Origin of the sequence: Photobacterium sp. DA100, from assembly GCF_029223585.1 — a bacterium.
Taxonomy (GTDB): domain Bacteria; phylum Pseudomonadota; class Gammaproteobacteria; order Enterobacterales; family Vibrionaceae; genus Photobacterium.
This window is the reverse complement of the sequence record NZ_CP119424.1, coordinates 1,330,109-1,349,800: the sequence shown is the minus strand read 5'-3', so window position 1 is coordinate 1,349,800 and position 19,692 is coordinate 1,330,109. Positions and strand designations below refer to the sequence as shown.

Genomic DNA, 19,692 nt, shown 5'->3' with positions numbered 1-19,692 from the left:
CTCATTGACATTCCTCTTTCATTATAGCGATCCCTTGCTTAAAGCACTGACGCCAGGCTAAAGCAATCTCATCATTGTATTTTGGGTCGCAAATACTGACTGCTTCGATAAGCGAGTCAAGCCAAGCTTCAAAATCATTGGGCTGAACGCCAATTCCTTCGCGGCCGTGGATTTTGCCAAAGCGTCGAATTCCCTCCCGGGCCTGATCAGACGATGATGCCAGCATTATCATCGAGATAGAGAGTTTGAGCATTCGAATTTGCTGCTCCATATCAACATTTTTAAAAAGGTCTTCGAAACGCTGATCTTTTTGCCAGAAATGGCGATAGAAAATGAGGAAAAATGACTTGTTTCGTTGGCAGCGGGCATAGCTGTCATTGAAGGTTTCATGGGTATCCATACCACTATCAGGAGCCTCATCAAAAAAAAGCCATACAAAAAGTATGGCAATTTAAATGAATTATGCAACAGTTGGAGTAATTTTCAGGGGCAACTAACTACGATGTCCTTAGTCGCCTCATAGCTAGGCCACTCAGGGCTTCGAGGCTGCAGAGTAATAGGCCTAGCCATATAAATCCAAAGCTTACCGCTTTCACCTGGTCGAAAACTTCACCAAACAAGAAAACTGCCAACAAGAACTGCAAAGTCGGTTCAATGTACTGCATTAGCCCAACCATCGTTAGGCTGGTTCGGCTGATGGCCAGTGCAAAGAAAATCAGTGGCGCTAGCGTAACGGGCGCAGAACCGATGTACAGCAGCAGGGTGCTGAAATCTGCCGATAATGCTGTGGAAGTCTGGTTGACATAGGTAATTGCCAAGTAAGCAAGTGCAAATGGGGCAAGTATCACAGCCTCTAGGGTGACGGATGTAAGGGCGTCGTAGCGAATATGTTTTTTACATAGGCCATAGATGGCGAAGAAACTCCCCATAATCAGCGAAATCCATGGTAGCTCTCCGTAATGCCATACTTGATAGCCAATACCAACGATGCCGAGTATTACGGCAGCAGATTGTGCTTTACTGAGCTTTTCCTTGAGGAAAAATACCCCTAGCGCGATTGCAAACAACGGGTTAATGAAAAACCCTAAGCTTGCTGCTAGCACTTGATCATGGGTGATCGCCCATGTAAAGGCATACCATGATACACACATGATTAATCCCGCCATACCGGCCATCATTAACGAGCGCTTGTCCTGCCAGATCTGTGAGGCTTTAGGAAAAGGCCGGCGCAATAGCAGCATTACCAGCAGCATAAACGGTATGGAAAAAACAATCCGCAACGCTAGCAAATCATTAATGTCTGCTCTTGGAAGAAACTGATAGTAAAGAGGGAGGATCCCCCATAGCACAAATGAAAATGCAGCAAGGGCATTTCCGGCACGTTGAGTGTGCATAGAAGCTAACCTACAAAAAAATACAAGACGAAACCCCAACAGTGTCAATCAAGGGTTTGATTGAGTTTGAGTCAATGCGGTGAATGCGCAGGGTGAGCCCGTGGGGGAAGGTCTATATTTTGGCATGGATTGGTCTAAACAAGAACAAAAAACAAGCACAAATTGCCAGTTTTTTTGCTTATTCAGGCTGGCAATAAATGGCCGTTTATTTCTTCATTGCAATGATAGTGTGAATTAGCCAGAGTCTTTTCTTTCCGGTGAGGTTAGCCGAGTACTCTTGCTTTTTTTTCCAGGAAATAATGTAGTAGTCAGCTAATAATTGCTCGAGCTCGAATTGGCTGTGGGTGAGGATAGGGAGCTTTTCATTTGGCTCTAGCGCTTCCTTTCCGAGGAAATGCCCGCAAAAAATCCCGTTTTTCTTGAGACTGTTTGAGATATTGCCCCACAGCGTGTTGAAATCCTGTGGCGTGCAGAAGAACAGGCAAGCGCTGGCATTGATTAAGTTAGCGCGGGGAAACTTATAGTCGGCAAAACTGCTGATTTGAATGTCGAGGTTAGGATGGGCTCCTAGCAGAGGATGTTCTGATAGAGCCTTGAGGCGAGGCCGATCATTATCAAAGGCGTAGACATGGTAGCCTTGCTCAAGTAGGTATAAGGTATCTCTGCCGTTTCCACAGGCACAGTCAACCGCAACCTTTCTTTCACCATGCTCGCCGATATACTCGTGGGCTTCGATGAGATGCGAGCGTGGATTCAAAATGGTCTGATTACTAAGGCTTGATAGCCAGTCAACGGTTGCCATGCGATACCCTCTAATGCTAGCCGTTACGTATTGTTGTTGTTGCTGTTTAAACAAGTATAGCCATCAATGCCCAATTCTCGATCCAAACCCTGAACAGGTAATAATCTAATGGAGTTAGCACCAGTTGGGGGACGAAATTATTCATGTTCTGACATGAAACTCTGGTATTATTACAGCACATCAAGTTACTGATGTTATATCCAAGCCTCTTGGGTATAGACATCCATAAGAGAGAATAGAATGACTAAGTTAACCGCAGATATTAAGGCAAATAGCGAGCTGTTTGTTGAAGAGACCAAAGATACTCAGCAGGTATGGGGACTTTGTAACGAAGAAGGTGACTGGCTTTCTGTTGACTCTAGCGAGTTCGAAGAATCTGAAGTAATGCCATTCTGGTCGAACGAAGCCGATGCAGCTGTTCACTGTGTTGATGAGTGGGCTGAGTTTTCTGCAGTGATGATCCCGCTAGATGTTTTTGTTGAAGACTGGATGATCACGTTGGCTGAAGACGGTGTATTGGTTGGTTTGAACTGGACCGCTCAGCTGGAAGGCTCTGAAGCTGAACCTTCTGATGTGGCGAAGATGTACCTGTAAGGTTATCGGCTCAGCAAGAACTCTTAAGGCTACCGCTCTGGTAGCCTTTTTTATACCCTTGCTATACTTGTATTGACTACTAGCTGAGCCCATATACCCAGCTAAGCCATATACGCTGTTCTCCTAGTGGGGGTATAAGGCTCTTTCTGTTAAGGAGGGGATTATGGTCCTGTCAGAGTGTCGCCAGTTGATGGCTGATAATGCAATTGTTGAAGCACGCTTGGTACATGATTTTCTCAGTGCTGGCTGGAGTGTTAATTTTATCGATGTCGATGGAAATGAGTACCCAGTTACAGATACCTATGGCATCCCATGTAGCTACGATTCACTCAAGCAAGCCGAAGATATGGTCCACCAGGTGGGTAGTTGCCCAATACGTATCGACAGTTTGTTCCGTTTCGCTGAACGTTGATGCTAGCTGCAAGATAGCAAGGATTGACGATGGGACGAAGTGAGTGCTGATGACGAGGATTTATCGCTTTCAATAATAGTACGATCGTGCTAAAAATAGCAAAAGCAGTAAGGCAGCACCATTTTTTGGTGTTGTGAATAAGGACAATAGTTAATGAGCAAGAAAGCAGCAACTCGCCAGCATATTTTGGATACCGCTTTTTCGCTGGCAAGTCGAGAAGGGCTGGACAGTTTGACTATTGGCCAACTGGCTAAAGCGTCAGGCATGTCAAAGAGCGGCTTGTTTGCGCATTTTAACTCTCGTGAAAACCTCCAAATTGCCGTGCTGGACTATGCTGGAGAGCTATTTGTTGAAAGGGTCATCCAGCCTGCCAGGCTGCAAGCACCAGACAAAATTGAGCAGAAACTGCGGCTGTTGCTGGCGAACTGGCTAGCTTGGAATCGATCTTTCCAAGGGTCTTGTATGTTTCTTGATGCTTGGACAGAGCACGGTGATAAAGAGCAGTCTGTTCAGCTCAGGCTCAAGAGCGTTACAAGACGCTGGCTTGATTATCTATACCGGCAGATTGAGCAAGGTAAGCAACAGGGGGAGTTTGTTGCAACCTTGGACAGTTGGCAGTGCGTATATCAGTTATACGGGGTATACCTCAGCAGCCATTTGTTCCTCAGCATGGAGCTGGAAACGGATGATCACCAGCGTTTTTGGCAAGGGGTTGAAGGGCTGATGACCCATTGGCGTGTGTAGTCAATAGCTTTTAAGCAGGAATAGATGCACTGCGCATAGTGAGCAATTAGCTCAAGCTTTAAAAAGCACGGTCGTACTATTTTAAGGGTGAAAAAATAATGAGCAGCAAAATCTATTTCAAGAAAAGCCGGGGCTTTGATTTACGCAGGCGGCTAATTAATCTGACGACCCGCTTACATCATCGGATTGCGCCTAACCATGCCAGAAGTGTTGCTCGGAAGGTGTTGCTGACGCCGGTGCGCAGCAAAAAAGCCGCTGCAGAGCCAGCTGGATTAACCCGTCAACCGATTGCCACTTCAGAAGGTATGATGATGACATACAGCCTGGGAGAAGGGCCAACTTGGGTACTTGGTCATGGTTGGTCTGGCTCTTCTCGCCAGTTCTATACTCTGATGGAGCATATTGCTGCCTCAGGCTTCAAAGCGTTGGCGTTTGATAATCCCGCGCATGGAGAAAGCGAGGGGCAGTTCGGGCATTTACCGGGCTTTGTGGCAGCATTTGATAGTATCTTGGAGCAGCAGAATTGTATTGCTGGGGTTGTCGCACACAGCATGGGTGGAGCGATGGTGTTGGAGAGCCGACATCCTTTGCTGCAAGACAAGCCCGTGTTGCTAGTGGCGCCGGTTTTGAACTATACCGAGAACCTTATCTCAACTGTTGAGCGGTCGGGGTATTCAATGAAGCTGTTTCATGATGTTGTCGAAGATATTGCCGAGCAGTATCACTCTCCGCTTGATAGTATCAATCCACTTAATCGCTTGAATGGCCGGCAGGCAAAAGCGGTAATTGTTCATGACAAATATGACCGCTTCGCTTCTTATGCTCACTCGGAGCTTGCAAGTACGAATCAGCACGTGACTTTAATTACAACCGAGGGGCTAGGGCATGGGCGGATCTTGCAAAGTGATCAACTAAAGAGCGGCTTTGATATGCTGATTACCGAACAGAAGGGGTAGCCGGCGTAAATAAAAACAGGCTTGCTTTGGCAAGCCTGTTTCATTTCTCGAGGTAGAGGCAACTAAGAGTTGATAGTCACTTTATCGCTTGAGCGAGCTTGTTCTAACTCGGCAACTTCGGCATCGAGTTCAGCAATCTTCCTTTCCATTAGCTGGTGGCAATGATCAGCCAGCTGTCGGGCATCTTTCAGCTCGTAACCGGAAACATCGATAGGATCTAGCATTTCTGCAATTACAATACCGTTGTCGCGGTCCGAGAGGGAGATTTTGTTGTGAATAGAGCTGACGCACATCGGTACGATAGGCACTCCAGCCTCGATAGCCATGCGGAAAGCACCAGTTTTAAACGGCAGCAGGCCACGGCCTTTGCTTCGGGTTCCTTCTGGATACATCCATACCGACAGGTTACGTTTGTGGATAGCGTCAGCAACTTGTTGGATAGTGTTTCGGGCGCTTGATTTGTTTTCACGATCAATCAAGATATTGCCGGTAATCCAATACAACTGGCCAAAGAAAGGGATCCACAGCAGGCTTTTCTTGCCAATGGATACAGCACGGGGTGGCAACATACCGGGAGAGGTTACAAAGTCGAATACATTCTGGTGGTTAGAGATGTAAACGGCTTTGGGAACGTCTGCGATTTTTTCTTTGCCGCGATGGATCAGCTCGACGCCAACAATACGTTGTAGTTGATTAAACCAGCGGCAGAAAAAATGCACGTGCTTAGGATCGCGAGGTTTGAACAGGGTACAGTACACCAGTGCGAACAGTGTTGTGAAAACGATGAAAATGGCCGCGAGGAAAATACGGAAGAATGCAAGCACGCTTACTCCTTAGCGATTTAATGAAAAACTGCCTGCATTATGAAATCTTTTCAGTTGTATGACCAGTGTATAGTTGCATGTTTTATCAGAAATATTGCTCAAGGGGGATGGGAGAAGGCTTCTTGCGCAGTTCTATTTGGTATATAGCCAACTACTTGAAGTTATTTGGGTATGGTAAGTGTTTCCCTAAAAAAGCAAATATTTGACAAATTACAGTTTTTTGAAGCGTGAATGCGTGAAGTTGCTCGCAGTTGTGTGCGAGCTGGCAAAAAAAAACTGGATAAGTGGCTGAATTAAAGAGATAAATGTTTTCCGATAGATGCAAGGAACCTTCCTTGATTAGGAGGGCTATGCAATCTATCTCTTCTGTTGTGTGGAGTTTTCTTGGCTGACAATTGTCAGCCTTTTTTTTCTTTCCAGCCCAATTTCCCAGCAGCTTTGCTGGCTTTCCCATCAGTTATGTCAATTCCTTCCGCTGTACGCAGAATTATGTTTTCGAAACCTCATCAATTAGCTAATCTAATAAATTACTACCACAAAATACTCATAGTCAGGACAATCTGGCGCATCAAAGGGGTCTATCGCAGTGAAGAGACTGTTACTATCACTGGCTGTGACAATTTGGCTTTCAGGATGCTCATCCTCACCTGATAAAGCGGCAAGTGATGACTCTTCAGACGATTTACACACCCATACTCCTCGCTATGAATTTGTCGAGATGAATGTACCGATTCATCAATCTCCCTCTCTTGATAATGTCTATCGACAATGGCGGGGGACCCCTTACCGCTTGGGAGGGACGACCAAGGCGGGCATTGATTGCTCGGCTTTTGTTCAGGTTGGGCTTGCTGAAGTTTTCCAGCAGAAGCTCCCACGAACGACTGGAGAGCAAGTCAGGCAAGGAAAGTGGGTGGCAATCACCGAACTGCAGGAGGGTGATCTTGTTTTCTTCAAAACAGGCCGTACCTTGCGCCATGTCGGGATCTATCTTGGTGAGTCTCGCTTTCTTCATGCATCCACTTCGCAAGGGGTTATGATTTCTAACTTGAAGAATCCTTATTGGCGGAGCACCTACTGGCAAGCGAGGCGTGTTATTTAACAGCAGCACGCTTAACTGTTTTGATGTGGGTTAATGTTTACGTTTGTTGTGCTGAAATTTGTTAGCGAAATCGGCTATCCCCTTCCATACTGAGGCTGTAGGCCCAGTTTCCATCAGGCCCGTTTTCTACCAGTGAAAGTGGCTTGGTGATTGTTCAGGAGGTGATCCTATGGCTATGGCACTGACAGTAGGGCAATTTCTTAACAGCCACAATGTCGATTTCAGTCTGACTCGACATAAACATACCGATACGTCATTTAGCTCGGCCATCTCGGCCCATGTACCGACATCGCAGGTTGCAAAGGCGGTAATGCTAAAAGATCAAAACGGTGAGTTTTTGATGGCTGTCGTACCTTCAAACCGCCGCGTAATGATAGACAAGATCAGCCGCATGATGGGTAAACAGTACTTCCTTGTCGGCGAGCATGAACTATCAGATATCTTCCAAGATTGTGAACCCGGTGCGGTTCCGTCTATCGGACAGGCCTACCAGGTTGATATGCTGGTAGATGACATGTTGTTCGAACAAGATGAGCTGTTTATAGAGTCGGGTGATCATGAAAATCTAATTCATGTTGACAGTAAACAGTTCCACAAAATCATGCACGATATCCCGCACAAAAATATCAGTGGTTACCGGATGATGTTTTCTGATGGCCATGAAGGTAGGCATTGGGAATGGGAGTAGAGTGCATGCCATTACCGGAGTGCTAGGTTAACAGCATAGAATTCAGCCCAGTATTAAACTGGGCTGATTATTATATGGTTTTCATCAAATTAGATAGCCATTCGCATTTTTAGCCATAATCCAGGAGGAGTGCTAAAGCCCGTCGTTACCGACGAGACCTTGCCACTTTGGATGATGAAAATGGTAGGCACAGCGGAAACTCCCCATTCTCGCATCAGAGCGCCTCGATCATCGTTGATGGTGGTAAAGCCATAACCATGATGGTCAAGGTAGCCATTGAGCCGTCGGTTGTCACCTGAATTAACCGCGATAGAGATAACGTCATAATCGCTATCTAACCAGTTAATGGTTGGGCTAACAAAGCGGCACACACTGCACCACGTCCCCCAGAAATAGACCATCACGGGTTTTTCATGGCTACGGGTAATCAGATCGATCTGCTCGCCGGTTGTCGATTCTGCGACAAGGTGTGGGATGTCTCCTTGTGGCATGCTTCGGCTTCGCCATATATCAAGCCCGGTTGTGACTGCGAGTAATACCAGCAGCATGAAAACAGCTTCTTTCACTAAGCGCTTCATTTTCGACGGCCTTGCTGTTTGGGTACGGGCTGTTTTGGCTCGGGAGAACAATCTGAGCCCATTACTCCACTCCTTTACCACTCGCTGCTTCAATCGCGCTGATGACATCGCTGCTGGTCAGAATAACCGGAAGAGGGATCCCCGTCGGTGCATTAGGTCCGTATACGATATTGAACGGTACACCAAAGCGGCCATTAGAGCGCAGGTAGCCTGTTACGTAATCAGACGGTCGGGTCCAATCACCTTTCATCAATACAATATGTTCATTATCTAATGCCGAATAAACAGGGTCTTGAAGCAGAACGCTCATTTTGTTGACCTTGCAGGTGATACACCAATCAGCGGTGACATCAACGAAGACGGTTTTTCCTTGGTTAACCTGCTGTTGGATTGCATTAATATCAAGCGGCTGCCAGGCATGATCTTTGGGAAGCGGTGTCGACCAGTGTTCGGCCGTCATGCTGCCTGCGATAAGCCCGCCGCCTGACCCGACGATGATAAATGCCATGGCCAGAATAACAGGCTTGCGACCTTTAACCTTGCCCAGACGCCACAGTAAGACAACGACGAGCAATACACCGACAAGAACGACGGACGCTGTTGATAGGAAGCTTGTCATCAAGCTCAATAGCCACAAACTGGTTGCAAGCATCATCAAGCCGAAGAGGCTTTTGACCTTATCCATCCACATGCCCGGCTTCGGCAACAGTTTCGCTAGGCGAGGGAATAGAGCGATTACTAGCCAAGGAGCTGCCATACCGACAGCAAGGGCTGTGAAGATGGCAATGAGAGTGATGATATCAGCACCCAATGCAAAGGCCACAGCTGTACCGAGGAAAGGTGCACTGCATGGTGTTGCCAGTAAGGTCGCGAACATACCCTGAACAAAGTGTCCGGCATAAGAGTCATCGCCTTTGGTGGCCATCCAGGTATTCGTTTTGCTCGATAGGCGGATTTCGAATAGGCCAAGCATATTGGCGGCAAACAGCGCGGTGATAATCACCATGGCAGCGATAAAGTATGGACTCTGGAATTGCACTCCCCAGCCTAGTGCCTGCCCCGATAGTTTCAGGGTGATGAGGAAACCAGCCAATAGCCAGAATGATGTGATGATGCCGGCTGCAGAAGATAGGAACTGCATACGGATTTGGCGCTGTTCAAGCCCTTCAGCGGCAATGACACTGCTCAGTTTCATCCCCAATACCGGCAGTACGCAAGGCATGATGTTGAGGATTAAACCACCGAGTAAGGCGATACCGATAATTTCGATGAGGTTGCTGTCACTTGTGGGCAGAATGACTGGGGTATCAGTGGCAATGCCCTGGGTTTCTACCGAGAAGTCTGTATCACTGATAGCGACATTGAGTGCTTCACCCAGCAATTTGGGTTCCCCGAACCAGCTGCTCACTTTCATTTGCGCAGTGAGGGTGTCACCGTTTACGTGAATGGTCGGTTTAAGGAACGAGGCATCCTGGACATTTTGCGATTCGCCGTCGATGAACACATCAGGCTGGGTCCATCCCAGTGTGTTAGTGGCAATCACTGACATCGTTTTGTTTTCTTTATTCCAAGAGAGAGCCTTGATTTCGACACTTGGCTGCTCGGTTGGTACACGGCTCATTCCCTGATTGTACAGGTGCATCGCCTGTTCTGATGCCGTCAGGTTGGCGGGATTGAAGTCGAGCGTGATTTCGTAATCGGTCAGTACACAAATGTTGGTACAGGAAGACATGGTCAAGATACCGGACAGGAAAACCGGCTTAGACATATCTTGGACGTGAATGGTCATCGGGAAGATGATGGTATCTTTGTAACCTAGAGTCTCGACACCCAAAAACTCATAGCGTTTAGGCATTGGCCAATGCCAGTCCACATTATCGAGGTTATTCGATAGTGACCAATCAATAGAGGGGGCGACGCCACCTTCACCAGGGCTGCGCCAGTAGGTTTTCCAATCAGTATCGAGTTTTACTTCCAACAGGGCTTCGACGGTTTTATTTTCCGGATTTTGTTGCCCTGTCAGCATGTAGCGCAACTCGACAGGTGGATGATTTGGGTTTTGTAGCCAGCCGGTTGAGTATTCAACAGCCGAAGCCGATAACGAAAAAAGGCTGCCCAGCAGCATCACGAAGGCAGTGAGAATGGAAAATCGTTTAATAATCATATTTTTCAATGTAATAACTCCAAGAATAGCGAAAGCGGTCTCAAGTATGGTTCGAGAGTGGTGTGCCTTGATTTATTCTCGGAACACACACAGCGTCAGGTGACGCCGCCGTGTGGGAGGGATCGGTTCGGTGAATACCAGTATTGCTTTGGTTATTGCGGCATAGCTCAGCACAGCCAGAACAAAAATGAATAAACTGACAATGGCATGCTCAATGGAATGCTTGTGCATTTGCAGCAAATGATCGGCCATTGAGCATTGGTCTGAGACCGTAGAAGCACCCGTTTTTGTTGTTACTGAGTCAGAAAAAGTCGCTTGGTCGATGACATCAGAGGAAGAGGCTCTCAATTCACACGTGGCGGCATAGCCGAAATTTTGCCCGGAACAGACAAAAATGACGACCAACACTAACAGCAAGGTAAATTTGGCTGTTTGGCTTTGGTTTACCGTTTTGCGCATTGAAACTCTCAGTAAGAAATTGATTTATGGTGATTCTTTGCCTAGTTACAAAGAAGCGGCTTACAATGTCATTCAGACCGTGAGAGGTGGGAAAAGTTTCACCGTAAGCTTGCTTGGCGGTATTCTCTATTTTTTCGCTCTGTACCGCAACTGATGTGCGAGATGACTGTGAGTGCGAATGAGTTGGGCACAAAAAAGCCCTCATATACCATTTAGCATATGAGGGCTTTGCCTATTATCGCAATTATCGCTTGTTTTTCAGGTAGCGTTTGCGGCGTTCTTCTTTCTTTTTCGCTTTCTGTTCAGCTTTTTGTTCAGCTTCGATTGCGACGTCGATCAGTTCCTGAGTGATCATTTCTGGGCGTTCCATGGTGATTTGCCCCAGCGTGCCGTTACGCAGCTCGTTGATCAGAATTTCAGAAGCTTTGTGAAGGTCAACACGGCCACCGGCCTTCAGGCAGCCACGTTTGCGGCCAATGGCTTCCATCAGCTCGATTTCGGTTTCTGGTACTTCATCTTCATCTAGGTCGTAACGGGCCTTGATGAGGTTAGGGTAGGCCTTGATCAGGTACTCGATGGTAAAGAAGGCTACATCGATGTAGTCCATGGCGGTGTCTTTAACAGCACCGGTAGCCGCTAGGCGGAAACCACTGTGTGGGTTTTCCACTTTCGGCCAAAGGATCCCCGGAGTATCAGAAAGGACAATACCATTTTGCAAGTTGATGCGCTGCTGTTGGCGGGTAACCGCTGGTTGGTTCCCGGTGATCGCAACAGTACGTCCGGCAAGGGTATTGATGATGGTAGATTTACCGACATTCGGGATACCCATGATCATGGTACGAATGTTCTTGCCCATTTCTTCACGGTTAGGCGCCAGTTTGCGGCAAAGATCCATGATCTTATTAACTTCGTTCACATTCTCAGTGGTGATCGCCAGTGCCTTCACACCTTGCTCTTTTTCAAGGTGCTCAATCCACATCTGGGTCATTTCTGGATCAGCAAGGTCGCGTTTGTTTAGAACCTTAACAACCGGCTTGTTGGTTTTCTCGCGAAAGGTTTTGATCAGTGGGTTCTCGCTACTGAACGGAATGCGGGCATCAAGTACCTCGATGATCACATCCACCTTCGGTAGGACTTCTTCGATCTCTTTGCGGGCCTTGTGCATGTGGCCCGGGAACCACTGGATTGTGTTGCTCATTGATTGTTAACTCTTAATTGTTCGGTACCACTTTTGATGCAGTCGCGCTGCACTTACATTGGCCCGAAATCAGTCTTCAAACGATCACCACTAGCCGTTCAAGGTAGCGAGCGGTTTGTGGATCTTTGCAAGACTCATGATTGTCAGTTGTGGTGAAGTTTAACGTAACTGGCAGGATACATAAATGTTTTCGGTGTTTGATTGCAGCTTAGTCCTTTCAGTTGCTTCTTTGCCTCATCAAAACATGCTAGAAAGAAGTAGACGGATTTTTAACCAAGGAGGGACGGTATGTTGAAATTAGTGGCTTTTACCGAGGACGATATAGACGTGCTGATTGACTGGGTTCCTTCGGCGGAGTTCAACCATTTATGGAGTGGAGACCGTTTTAATTATCCTCTCGATACCAAGCAGTTAGCTGCGCATCTTCAAACTGAAGAGGTAACTGCCCTGATGTTGTGCCATGGTAATCAACGAGTGGGTTACATTGAGCTGTTTCGTGAATCCGAGACGACATACCGACTGTGTCGGGTACTCATTGGCGAGGCTGCTATTCGTGGTATGGGGTATGGCCAGAAAATGGTGGAACTGGCGATAGAACATGCACGTAAACAATTTCATGCAGAGCGAGCTAAGCTGACAGTATTCGAGCACAATCACCATGCTCGACGCTGCTATGAGTCACTGGGTTTTGTGACCGACAAGCGGAGATCCGGCTTTCACGCCGCGAATGGGGAAATATGGACGGCGTTATATATGAGCAAGGTAATCTAAGTCACTAGAGGTTGACTGAAAGTTATTGCGACTCTGATTTGCTCTCTTTTTTTGCCGACTTGTGCCAATTTTCAATCTCACCGCTTTCCTGCATGTCATGCAGTGCTTCAATCAAAGCTTGATCTTGCTGGGCGAAATAAAGATCTTCTTCTGCTTTGCCTCTTAGTCTCATCTTTTGTGTGAAGTCCATATAGCTTCCCCCTCCAATGATGATTTCACTATAAGTGTAGTCATTGCATCGAAGTGCTCAGGGGTTAAGTTGCAGAAGTTTGATCTGGGTCGAGGCAAAAGGGCTGATTAGTCGGATCAGCCCTTATTGGGTGGAGATAGACTTCGGAGCGGTCGTCTTTTAGTTAATAATCTATGGCTTAATGTTTTGATTGTGGTGGAATAAGTTATCAGGATCATACTGGCGTTTAATTTCCACCAGACGTTGATAATTACTGTCATATGCGGCGGTTACCCGTCCGCCTTCTTCGGCAGTCATGAAGTTGACATAGGCACCCGCCGAGGCAAAGGGGGTCGTGGCTTTGAAGAAGTCCCTTGCCCAGTTAATTGCGTTTTCATCTTCAGCCGGGGTTTCCCAGCGGGCATGGACGTTGAGGACAAACTTCGCGTCACGGCTACTGTAAGCCATGGCATCAGAGGCGACAGTATTGGCCGAACCTGCTAACTGACCAATGAAGATTTCACAATGCGGGGAGGGGAGGTAACCGGCATAGTGGAGTAACAGATCAAGAGCATCGTCATGCAGCTCAGTGAAATTGTGGGATTTCCAATAGTTACGCATACCTTCGGTTAGTAATGGATCAAAGGCTTGCTGCCACGCAGTATAAGGTTGGGCGCCGATGTGTTCACCGTGTGGGGTACCGAACTGGCGCAATGGCTCGATCAAGGTTTCTCCCTGCTGCAAATCACCGGTGTAAAATATTGCAAGGACGATCACTTCTTTGCCATGCACCTCCTCCGGTAAGAACGGTAATGGGGGAGCCTGGCGCATAACAACCCATACATTGAGATCTTCTGGGGCGGTTTGAGTGAAGGTTCGATATTGCTCCAAAACCTGCTTAGCTTGATCGAATGGGTAGACAATCAAACCTGCGAGTATCTCAGGGCCCACAGAGTGAAGCTGGAATTCGAACTCGGTCACAATGCCAAAGTTACCGCCCCCACCACGGATAGCCCAAAACAACTCACTGTTTTCAGTTGAAGAGGCAGTGAGTTGGCGGCCATCGGCGGTAACAACTTGGGCAGAGACTAAGTTGTCGATTGTCATGCCAAATTTGCGGGTGAGCCAGCCAAAACCACCGCCCAGTGTTAGTCCAGATATACCCGTAGTCGAGTTAATGCCTACGGGCGTTGCCAATCCATGTTGCTGTGTAGCGGCATCGATGTCTGCTAACGTCGCCCCTGGCTGGACGAGGGCGCGCTTGGCTCCGGGATCAACCGTTACTTTTTTCATGTCTGAAAGGTCAATCATTAATCCGTCATCACAAATGGCGTTACCAGCGATGTTGTGGCCTGCGCCTCTGATGGTAATTTCTAGCTTTTGGGCTTTGGCATAATTTAATGCGGCGAGTACATCTGATGTATTGGTGCATTTAACAATAACCGCAGGACGTTTATCTATCATCGCATTCCATATTTGACGGGCTTCATCATATTCAGCGTCGCCGGGTACGATCACTCTTCCCTGAATTTGACTGGTGAGGTTGGCTTGGTGGGAACTCATAATGTCAGCTTATATGGCATTGCCATAAGTGGTGGTATTAGACATTACTGTAGACGGGCGAGGGTATTTTTCCAGTTCAAAAAGAATGAAACAGGCCATACGAAAGTATGGCCGAGGCATGTGTTGCAGGTTCTCAATGTGCAGCTATTTTGATGGAGAATCTTTTGCGTTGGCTTCCAGGAAGCTCATCACTGCTTCTCGCTCGGCTGGGCTTAGGCCTGCACTTGGAAACATGCTTTTGGTTATTCCGTGCCACTGGGCTTTGGTGTACTGACGCGGGTCTTTAGCTGAATGGCATAACGTACAACGCTGATAAAATAGGGTTTCGCCTGGGCTTTGTTCGACCTGCTTTATGGCTTGGTCTGCTGCCAGGGTTATGTTCGTTGATGATACAGGCGTCGCTCTCTCGTCAGCCAATATCTGTGGCGGTTCAAAGGCCAAGTTGTCGGATTCTGGATCACGGCAGCGCTGAATAAAGGCAAGGCAGGTATTGGCACTATTCGCTTGGCTCAGTCCGCTACAGGCCTGGCTAGATGTGATCACATTGATCGCACCGCTGTTGCAACGTCCTTGGCTATCAAATTGAAGCCAAGCACCTTCTTCCAAACTGATCACGCCAGGCATGATGCTATCAGAGACTTTAGCGCCTGCTATGATCCGGCCTCTCTCGTTAAATATCTCAACCAAGTGCCCGTTACGGATCCCGCGCCGCTCTGCATCCTGCTTGTTGATGAGAACATATTGTCTTCCTTGTACATCTTCATATTTCCTTGTGTCGGCATTGGCCATTTGCGAATGCACTCGCATGTAAGGGTGGGGGCTGACAACATGGACTTGGTTTGGCTTTGCATTCCCAAGGTACTCAAACGGTGCTAAGAAAGTTGGCATTGGGGGGCAGTCTTGAACGGCAAAGTTGGCGATATCCTGGCAGTACAGCTCAATTTTTCCTGAAGTCGTATGCAATGGGAACTGTTCTGGATCGCGGTAGAAGTCACCATGACGTACCCAGGTATTGGCACTTTCCGGTGTGATTACTCTGGTATGGCCCTGTTGCCAAAACTCATCGAACGGCAATGTAGCAGAAGAGGCATGATAAGCGCGTTGCAATATTTCAGGGTAGCTCAGGCCCTCGGTGAATTGTTCTTCGACACCGAATATTTCTGACAACCGACGGAAGATCTCAAAATCATCCAAGCTTTCGCCGTAAGGCTGAATAACCTGGCGCATGGCGAAATTTTGTCGTTGCTATAAGTACCGCCAGATGACAAATCGTCCCGCTCTAAGGTACTGGTGGCAGGCAGTACGATGTCGGCAAACCGCGATGAGGCACACCACCAAGGATCTTGGCAGATGAAGGTTTCCACCTGTTTATTGAGCGCAGCAATGAGCTCATTGGTGTTTTGCTGGTGGGAAAGAAGGTTATTCCCCGCATTATAAACCAGTTTTACGTCCGGATAGGTGTACTCGATCCCGTCGCGGGAAAACGTTGTCCCTGGATTATTCAGCATCTCTGAGATGCGTGATGCTGGGCAGTTAGCACTGATAGGGTTTTTGCCTTGCGACAAGCCGACAGGCATGGTTGCGCCGGATTGAGGCATCCCGCCATTGCCGTAGTGCCAACTGAACCCGACGCCTTCACCTGGTTTACCGATTTTACCCAGCATAGCTGCAAAGTTGATAATGGCCCAGTGGGTCATTTCACCATGATCGGCACGTTGCAGCGACCAGCCTGCAGCAAATTGGGTTTTCTTGCGGGTAAATAGCTCGGCCATCTCGATAATTTTCTCAGCGGGAATACCTGTAATATTTGCAGCCCATTGAGGGGATTTTACGGTGCCATCCTGTGTGCCAAGTAAGTGCTCAATAAACTTATCGGCACCGACAGTGTAGCGGTCGAGGTAGTCGGCATCATGCAGATTTTGGTTGTAGGCATGGTAAGCCATGGCAAGGAAAAGCGCGGTGTCAGTGTTTGGAATGATCTTCACCCACTCGGCATCTAATTCGTCATCGGTGCGAGTGCGCTGGGGGTTGATGGAGATGAATTGCATGCCGTTATCCGCGAAACGCTTCCAATGTGGATACATTTGGTGGTCAGCGACGCGAAACTCAATACGGTTGTTTTTCCACGGGTCACAACCGATCAGGACGAACACTTCGGTGTGCTTTTCGATCACCGGCCAGGCGGTCTGCGGAGAGTAGACTTCCATATCACCAATAACGTGCGGCAAGATGACTTGGGATGCGCCACCGGAATAGTCGCCGGTGGTAGTACTCTGTCCGCCTATCAAATTAAAGAAGCGGCCTTGTAGCACTTGTGGTCGCATCAATCCGGCATGCGACCAACCACCATAAGAGCTACTAAACAGTGCCTGATTGCCATGAGTTTGGGCTGTGGTCTGAATAGCATCGGCGACCAAGGCCAAAGCCGTTTCCCAGCTCACTCGTACGAAGGGCTCTTTACCGCGTAAGTGAGGCTTCGTATCACCCTTAGGGTCAGCTAAATAGGATTGCCGTACCATGGGGTATTTTACTCGGGTTTTGTCGTAGACTCGGCTGATAATGCCCTCGGTCAGCATTTCGGTAGGCATGGCGTCGAGATCTTTCAGAGGTTGAACGCCGATGAGAATACCGTCTTTTACAATGGCATTAAATGGCCCCCAATGACTGGCGTGGGGAATGATAATTGTACCAGCCTCGTCAAAGCGAGTAGATGCATGAAAAACGGTAAGTCCGCCTGTTGCAGCAACAGCGGTTGCAATGGAGGCTTTGAGGAATGCGCGACGTGAAATAGCCATGATATTACCCGGTACCTTACTGACACTGTAGTAAGGAGATCATTATTTGATAAGAAAGCTGATAGTATAAAACCAAATAATGCATTTCAAATAATTCTTATTGGAGGCATAAGATTGTTTTGATAGCTATTAAAACATACGAAGTGGCATAGGAGGCTCTTAGTGTGAAAGTAGTTGCTTGTTACATCCCACAAGCAGTTACTTATATTCCAAGGTTGCGGTTAATTTCATTGAACTCATCTAATGATATTTCTCCCCTGGCATATCTTTTTGGGGCTATGTCAAGAGGCGATTCTCTGTGTAATGGTTCACTCCTTCTGTAGGAAATAGCTGCCCATATGATTAAGCCAATGATGACTATCTACAAAAGTATCATGGATATAATGGCCCTAGTTTATCTATAACTCAATCGATCGCTCAATCCTACGGCGGCCAATTAATTCTTCAAAAACACACACCAATAGGGCTACGAGCTATTATTAAGCTTCCAATCTTTTGAGTGGCCGTTTCTCCGCTTCCTGTTTGTAAAGGGCGGGACTAAACTGAAATAAAGCTGCAGCGCTGGCAGCATAACCAAAGGAAAGAGCAATGCTATCAAGGCAACATGTTCAGAACTTATATCAAGCCGGAGCAAAGAGCTATGACTTTACAACGCTTCTTTTCCGGCTGATTGGACTAAGAATGAATACCTATCGTGCGATAGCTATTGAACGGTTGTCACTGAAGCGAGGTGATGTCGTTGTCGAGCTCGGCTGCGGAACAGGTTTAAACTTTTCTTTGCTGCTTGAGAAAATTGGGATAGAAGGGCGTCTGATAGGTGTTGATCTAACCCCTGGCATGCTGGATATTGCAAGAAAAAGGGTCGATCAAAATGGCTGGCGGAATGTAGAACTGATTCAGTCAGATATTGCATCATATGAGTTGCCTCAACCATTAAATGCGGTGCTTGTTACTGGTGTACTGGGTTATGTTCCTGAATATGACCAGGTGATAAAAGCCGTGTCTGAGGCGCTTACGCCTGATGGGCATCTATCGATCCTTGACGGAAAACAGCCAGAAAATCTGCCTTTATGGCTATTCAAAATTGTATTGAAACTTGGTGGTCAGTATGGCTACACACCTGAGTATTTCAGTGTGCGCCCATGGGATTCTGTTGAACACTATTTTAAGGAAATAGCATTTGAAACCCATTATGGTGGAATGATTTATATACTAACGGGAACGACCGGTAAGTAATTATTAGCTATACATCAAAGCGGAAGATTTGTCTCTCTATGAATATAGTTTAACCTGTTTGATACAAATGTATCATGGTGCATTCATCGTAATACATGGAGAATAAAAAACTCAAGACTGCATTAGAACAGTCTTGAGGTAATTTTAATTATTTGTTACTTGAGTGGAATGCTATTCGGGTTTCAGTCGTATTTGTACCTGGTTTGATGACCTCATATTTTATTGAACGAGAATTTTCAAGTGTTAGAGGAATAAATACACGCCCGTTTTCATTGGTAGAAAAAGTAGACTTTTGCTGGGGAACATTTTTTACAGTTACTTCTGCCCCTTTAATTGGGGAGCCATCATGCGAGACTGATATCCATGCTCCGGAATGAGTGTCCGCAATTTTTATATCGGCTAGTGCAGTCCCTGATAAAAGCAGTAAACCTGAAGCAATAACAGTTTTGATAGTTGCCATATTCCGTATCCTTTTTTATTTGTTGTTTTGGCGTATATGCCCTTGTTCTTAGCTTACATTGCTAATTATGATTGCAGGGCACTGACATAACTCTGACGTAATAATGACAATTCTGTAATCATATTCTTTATGTAAGAGTATTAGGATGGAATTAATGATATTGCTGTCGATGAATAAAAATCTTTACACACAGGGTGAATGTTAATAACATTTACAGCAATGAGATTGATTATCATTCATGGTGATTTATGGGCTGTTGTGATACTAAGAAGAAGATAGGTTTTTCAAGATACATGTTTTGGTTTTTCTTAATAGCTGTTGCCATTGTAGCAGTAGTGTTATGGGAGTAGTTTGAAGTTACGTGGCTACAGTATTACTCAAGTCTGATTGAATAGTATATGCGTGATACACTAACTTTTTCTATGAAAAAGGCCACTTGATAGTGGCCTTTAGAACAGTTGCTGTTGAAACAATCATAAAGTGATAATCACAATTTTCATATAATCAGTTGGTTATATGAAATGCAACCATATACTGATATTGAGAAAAACAACCATTTAATGATAATTTTGTGAAAGTGGAGGTTTGGCGAACTGGCGGTCGATGGCAAGCTTGAACTGCTCAAAAAGTATTTGTCGCTCTTGCTACCATTGCTGTTCTTTGACTTGTTGTTCAGCCATAAGCTGCCTTACCATCACTTGGAGGGCAGCAACATCTTGGCTGTCAGGGTTAATTTCAGGCGTCATTTTCATAGCCACTATTATATCAAAATGGTTGCCCAACCTC

General features: G+C 46.7%; 19 protein-coding genes and 2 pseudogenes. 8 read left to right on the top strand and 13 right to left on the bottom strand.

The window, feature by feature from the left end; translation table 11 throughout:
* Position 1: 1 nt before the first annotated feature.
* From PTW35_RS23895 to PTW35_RS23885, 3 genes are all read right to left on the bottom strand, one after another.
* Positions 2-400, bottom strand: coding sequence for a globin (locus PTW35_RS23895; RefSeq protein ID WP_281027763.1), 399 nt, complete (start codon positions 398-400; stop codon positions 2-4).
* Between the two features lie 97 nt (positions 401-497).
* A complete protein-coding gene (gene rarD, locus PTW35_RS23890; protein WP_281027762.1) occupies positions 498-1,394 on the bottom strand; it encodes an EamA family transporter RarD in 897 nt (298 codons plus the stop codon).
* A 205-nt stretch (positions 1,395-1,599) separates the two neighbouring features.
* Positions 1,600-2,196 carry a class I SAM-dependent methyltransferase gene (locus PTW35_RS23885; RefSeq protein WP_044620855.1) on the bottom strand — a complete coding sequence of 199 codons (597 nt, stop codon included), beginning with the start codon at positions 2,194-2,196 and terminating at the stop codon, positions 1,600-1,602.
* Positions 2,197-2,436: 240 nt separating this feature from the next.
* Between PTW35_RS23885 and PTW35_RS23880 the strand changes: the two genes are divergently transcribed.
* The 4 genes from PTW35_RS23880 (at position 2,437) to PTW35_RS23865 (ending at position 4,902) form a co-directional block, all read left to right on the top strand.
* Positions 2,437-2,790, top strand: coding sequence for a DUF2750 domain-containing protein (locus PTW35_RS23880; protein WP_281027761.1), 354 nt, complete (start codon positions 2,437-2,439; stop codon positions 2,788-2,790).
* Between the two features lie 163 nt (positions 2,791-2,953).
* On the top strand, positions 2,954-3,202 hold the full coding sequence (locus tag PTW35_RS23875; RefSeq protein ID WP_281027760.1) for a hypothetical protein: 249 nt from the start codon (positions 2,954-2,956) through the stop codon (positions 3,200-3,202).
* Positions 3,203-3,355: 153 nt separating this feature from the next.
* Positions 3,356-3,946, top strand: a complete 591-nt coding sequence (locus PTW35_RS23870) for a TetR/AcrR family transcriptional regulator (protein ID WP_281027759.1) — start codon at positions 3,356-3,358, stop codon at positions 3,944-3,946.
* 98 nt (positions 3,947-4,044) lie between these two features.
* Positions 4,045-4,902 (top strand): alpha/beta hydrolase, encoded by an 858-nt coding sequence (locus tag PTW35_RS23865; protein WP_281027758.1) that lies wholly within the window; start codon positions 4,045-4,047, stop codon positions 4,900-4,902.
* Positions 4,903-4,964: 62 nt separating this feature from the next.
* Here the strand turns inward: PTW35_RS23865 and PTW35_RS23860 are convergent, their stop codons facing one another.
* A complete protein-coding gene (locus tag PTW35_RS23860; protein ID WP_044620858.1) occupies positions 4,965-5,726 on the bottom strand; it encodes a 1-acylglycerol-3-phosphate O-acyltransferase in 762 nt (253 codons plus the stop codon).
* A gap of 586 nt (positions 5,727-6,312) precedes the next feature.
* Between PTW35_RS23860 and PTW35_RS23855 the strand changes: the two genes are divergently transcribed.
* Entirely contained in the window at positions 6,313-6,825 is a 513-nt protein-coding gene (locus PTW35_RS23855) for an NlpC/P60 family protein (RefSeq protein ID WP_281027757.1), read from the top strand.
* 169 nt (positions 6,826-6,994) lie between these two features.
* On the top strand, positions 6,995-7,513 hold the full coding sequence (locus PTW35_RS23850) for a YbaK/EbsC family protein (RefSeq protein WP_281027756.1): 519 nt from the start codon (positions 6,995-6,997) through the stop codon (positions 7,511-7,513).
* A gap of 89 nt (positions 7,514-7,602) precedes the next feature.
* Here the strand turns inward: PTW35_RS23850 and PTW35_RS23845 are convergent, their stop codons facing one another.
* The 4 genes from PTW35_RS23845 to ylqF form a co-directional block, all read right to left on the bottom strand.
* Positions 7,603-8,091 carry a protein disulfide oxidoreductase gene (locus PTW35_RS23845; RefSeq protein ID WP_281027755.1) on the bottom strand — a complete coding sequence of 163 codons (489 nt, stop codon included), beginning with the start codon at positions 8,089-8,091 and terminating at the stop codon, positions 7,603-7,605.
* A gap of 61 nt (positions 8,092-8,152) precedes the next feature.
* A complete protein-coding gene (locus PTW35_RS23840; protein WP_281029133.1) occupies positions 8,153-10,255 on the bottom strand; it encodes a protein-disulfide reductase DsbD domain-containing protein in 2,103 nt (700 codons plus the stop codon).
* A 72-nt stretch (positions 10,256-10,327) separates the two neighbouring features.
* Entirely contained in the window at positions 10,328-10,714 is a 387-nt protein-coding gene (locus PTW35_RS23835; protein WP_044620863.1) for a hypothetical protein, read from the bottom strand.
* 244 nt (positions 10,715-10,958) lie between these two features.
* Positions 10,959-11,912: a ribosome biogenesis GTPase YlqF gene (gene ylqF, locus PTW35_RS23830; RefSeq protein WP_039463519.1), complete on the bottom strand. Its 954-nt coding sequence runs from the start codon at positions 11,910-11,912 to the stop codon at positions 10,959-10,961.
* Between the two features lie 288 nt (positions 11,913-12,200).
* Here ylqF and PTW35_RS23825 point away from each other — a divergent pair, with 288 nt between their 5' ends.
* The gene (locus PTW35_RS23825; protein ID WP_281027754.1) at positions 12,201-12,683 is read left to right on the top strand and encodes a GNAT family N-acetyltransferase; all 483 of its coding nucleotides are present in this window, start codon (positions 12,201-12,203) and stop codon (positions 12,681-12,683) included.
* A gap of 22 nt (positions 12,684-12,705) precedes the next feature.
* On the opposite strand, the gene PTW35_RS23820 is transcribed toward PTW35_RS23825, so the two are convergent.
* The 3 genes and pseudogenes from PTW35_RS23820 to PTW35_RS23810 all read right to left on the bottom strand — a co-directional run bounded on the left by PTW35_RS23820 (position 12,706) and on the right by PTW35_RS23810 (position 17,210).
* Entirely contained in the window at positions 12,706-12,873 is a 168-nt protein-coding gene (locus PTW35_RS23820; protein WP_281027753.1) for a hypothetical protein, read from the bottom strand.
* A 171-nt stretch (positions 12,874-13,044) separates the two neighbouring features.
* A complete protein-coding gene (locus PTW35_RS23815; RefSeq protein ID WP_281027752.1) occupies positions 13,045-14,415 on the bottom strand; it encodes an FAD-binding oxidoreductase in 1,371 nt (456 codons plus the stop codon).
* Positions 14,416-14,559: 144 nt separating this feature from the next.
* Positions 14,560-17,210, bottom strand: a pseudogene (locus tag PTW35_RS23810) (molybdopterin-dependent oxidoreductase).
* Positions 17,211-17,798: 588 nt separating this feature from the next.
* On the opposite strand from PTW35_RS23810, the gene PTW35_RS23805 reads away from it, so the two are divergent.
* On the top strand, positions 17,799-18,446 hold the full coding sequence (locus PTW35_RS23805) for a methyltransferase domain-containing protein (RefSeq protein WP_281027751.1): 648 nt from the start codon (positions 17,799-17,801) through the stop codon (positions 18,444-18,446).
* A 148-nt stretch (positions 18,447-18,594) separates the two neighbouring features.
* Here the strand turns inward: PTW35_RS23805 and PTW35_RS23800 are convergent, their stop codons facing one another.
* Together PTW35_RS23800 and PTW35_RS23795 are read right to left on the bottom strand one after the other, a co-directional pair.
* Positions 18,595-18,906 carry a hypothetical protein gene (locus tag PTW35_RS23800; protein ID WP_281027750.1) on the bottom strand — a complete coding sequence of 104 codons (312 nt, stop codon included), beginning with the start codon at positions 18,904-18,906 and terminating at the stop codon, positions 18,595-18,597.
* Positions 18,907-19,490: 584 nt separating this feature from the next.
* Positions 19,491-19,658, bottom strand: a pseudogene (locus PTW35_RS23795) (IS66 family transposase); the annotation flags it as partial.
* Positions 19,659-19,692 lie beyond the last annotated feature (34 nt).

What these genes read in the sequence shown, in the direction of transcription:
- PTW35_RS23895 (WP_281027763.1), bottom strand. Translation starts at nt 400, where the DNA reads ATGGATACCCATGAAACCTTCAATGACAGCTATGCCCGCTGCCAACGA.
- rarD (WP_281027762.1), bottom strand. Translation starts at nt 1,394, where the DNA reads ATGCACACTCAACGTGCCGGAAATGCCCTTGCTGCATTTTCATTTGTG.
- PTW35_RS23885 (WP_044620855.1), bottom strand. Translation starts at nt 2,196, where the DNA reads ATGGCAACCGTTGACTGGCTATCAAGCCTTAGTAATCAGACCATTTTG.
- PTW35_RS23880 (WP_281027761.1), top strand. Translation starts at nt 2,437, where the DNA reads ATGACTAAGTTAACCGCAGATATTAAGGCAAATAGCGAGCTGTTTGTT.
- PTW35_RS23875 (WP_281027760.1), top strand. Translation starts at nt 2,954, where the DNA reads ATGGTCCTGTCAGAGTGTCGCCAGTTGATGGCTGATAATGCAATTGTT.
- PTW35_RS23870 (WP_281027759.1), top strand. Translation starts at nt 3,356, where the DNA reads ATGAGCAAGAAAGCAGCAACTCGCCAGCATATTTTGGATACCGCTTTT.
- PTW35_RS23865 (WP_281027758.1), top strand. Translation starts at nt 4,045, where the DNA reads ATGAGCAGCAAAATCTATTTCAAGAAAAGCCGGGGCTTTGATTTACGC.
- PTW35_RS23850 (WP_281027756.1), top strand. Translation starts at nt 6,995, where the DNA reads ATGGCTATGGCACTGACAGTAGGGCAATTTCTTAACAGCCACAATGTC.
- PTW35_RS23845 (WP_281027755.1), bottom strand. Translation starts at nt 8,091, where the DNA reads ATGAAGCGCTTAGTGAAAGAAGCTGTTTTCATGCTGCTGGTATTACTC.
- PTW35_RS23840 (WP_281029133.1), bottom strand. Translation starts at nt 10,255, where the DNA reads ATGATTATTAAACGATTTTCCATTCTCACTGCCTTCGTGATGCTGCTG.
- PTW35_RS23835 (WP_044620863.1), bottom strand. Translation starts at nt 10,714, where the DNA reads ATGCGCAAAACGGTAAACCAAAGCCAAACAGCCAAATTTACCTTGCTG.
- ylqF (WP_039463519.1), bottom strand. Translation starts at nt 11,912, where the DNA reads ATGAGCAACACAATCCAGTGGTTCCCGGGCCACATGCACAAGGCCCGC.
- PTW35_RS23825 (WP_281027754.1), top strand. Translation starts at nt 12,201, where the DNA reads ATGTTGAAATTAGTGGCTTTTACCGAGGACGATATAGACGTGCTGATT.
- PTW35_RS23820 (WP_281027753.1), bottom strand. Translation starts at nt 12,873, where the DNA reads ATGGACTTCACACAAAAGATGAGACTAAGAGGCAAAGCAGAAGAAGAT.
- PTW35_RS23815 (WP_281027752.1), bottom strand. Translation starts at nt 14,415, where the DNA reads ATGAGTTCCCACCAAGCCAACCTCACCAGTCAAATTCAGGGAAGAGTG.
- PTW35_RS23805 (WP_281027751.1), top strand. Translation starts at nt 17,799, where the DNA reads ATGCTATCAAGGCAACATGTTCAGAACTTATATCAAGCCGGAGCAAAG.
- PTW35_RS23800 (WP_281027750.1), bottom strand. Translation starts at nt 18,906, where the DNA reads ATGGCAACTATCAAAACTGTTATTGCTTCAGGTTTACTGCTTTTATCA.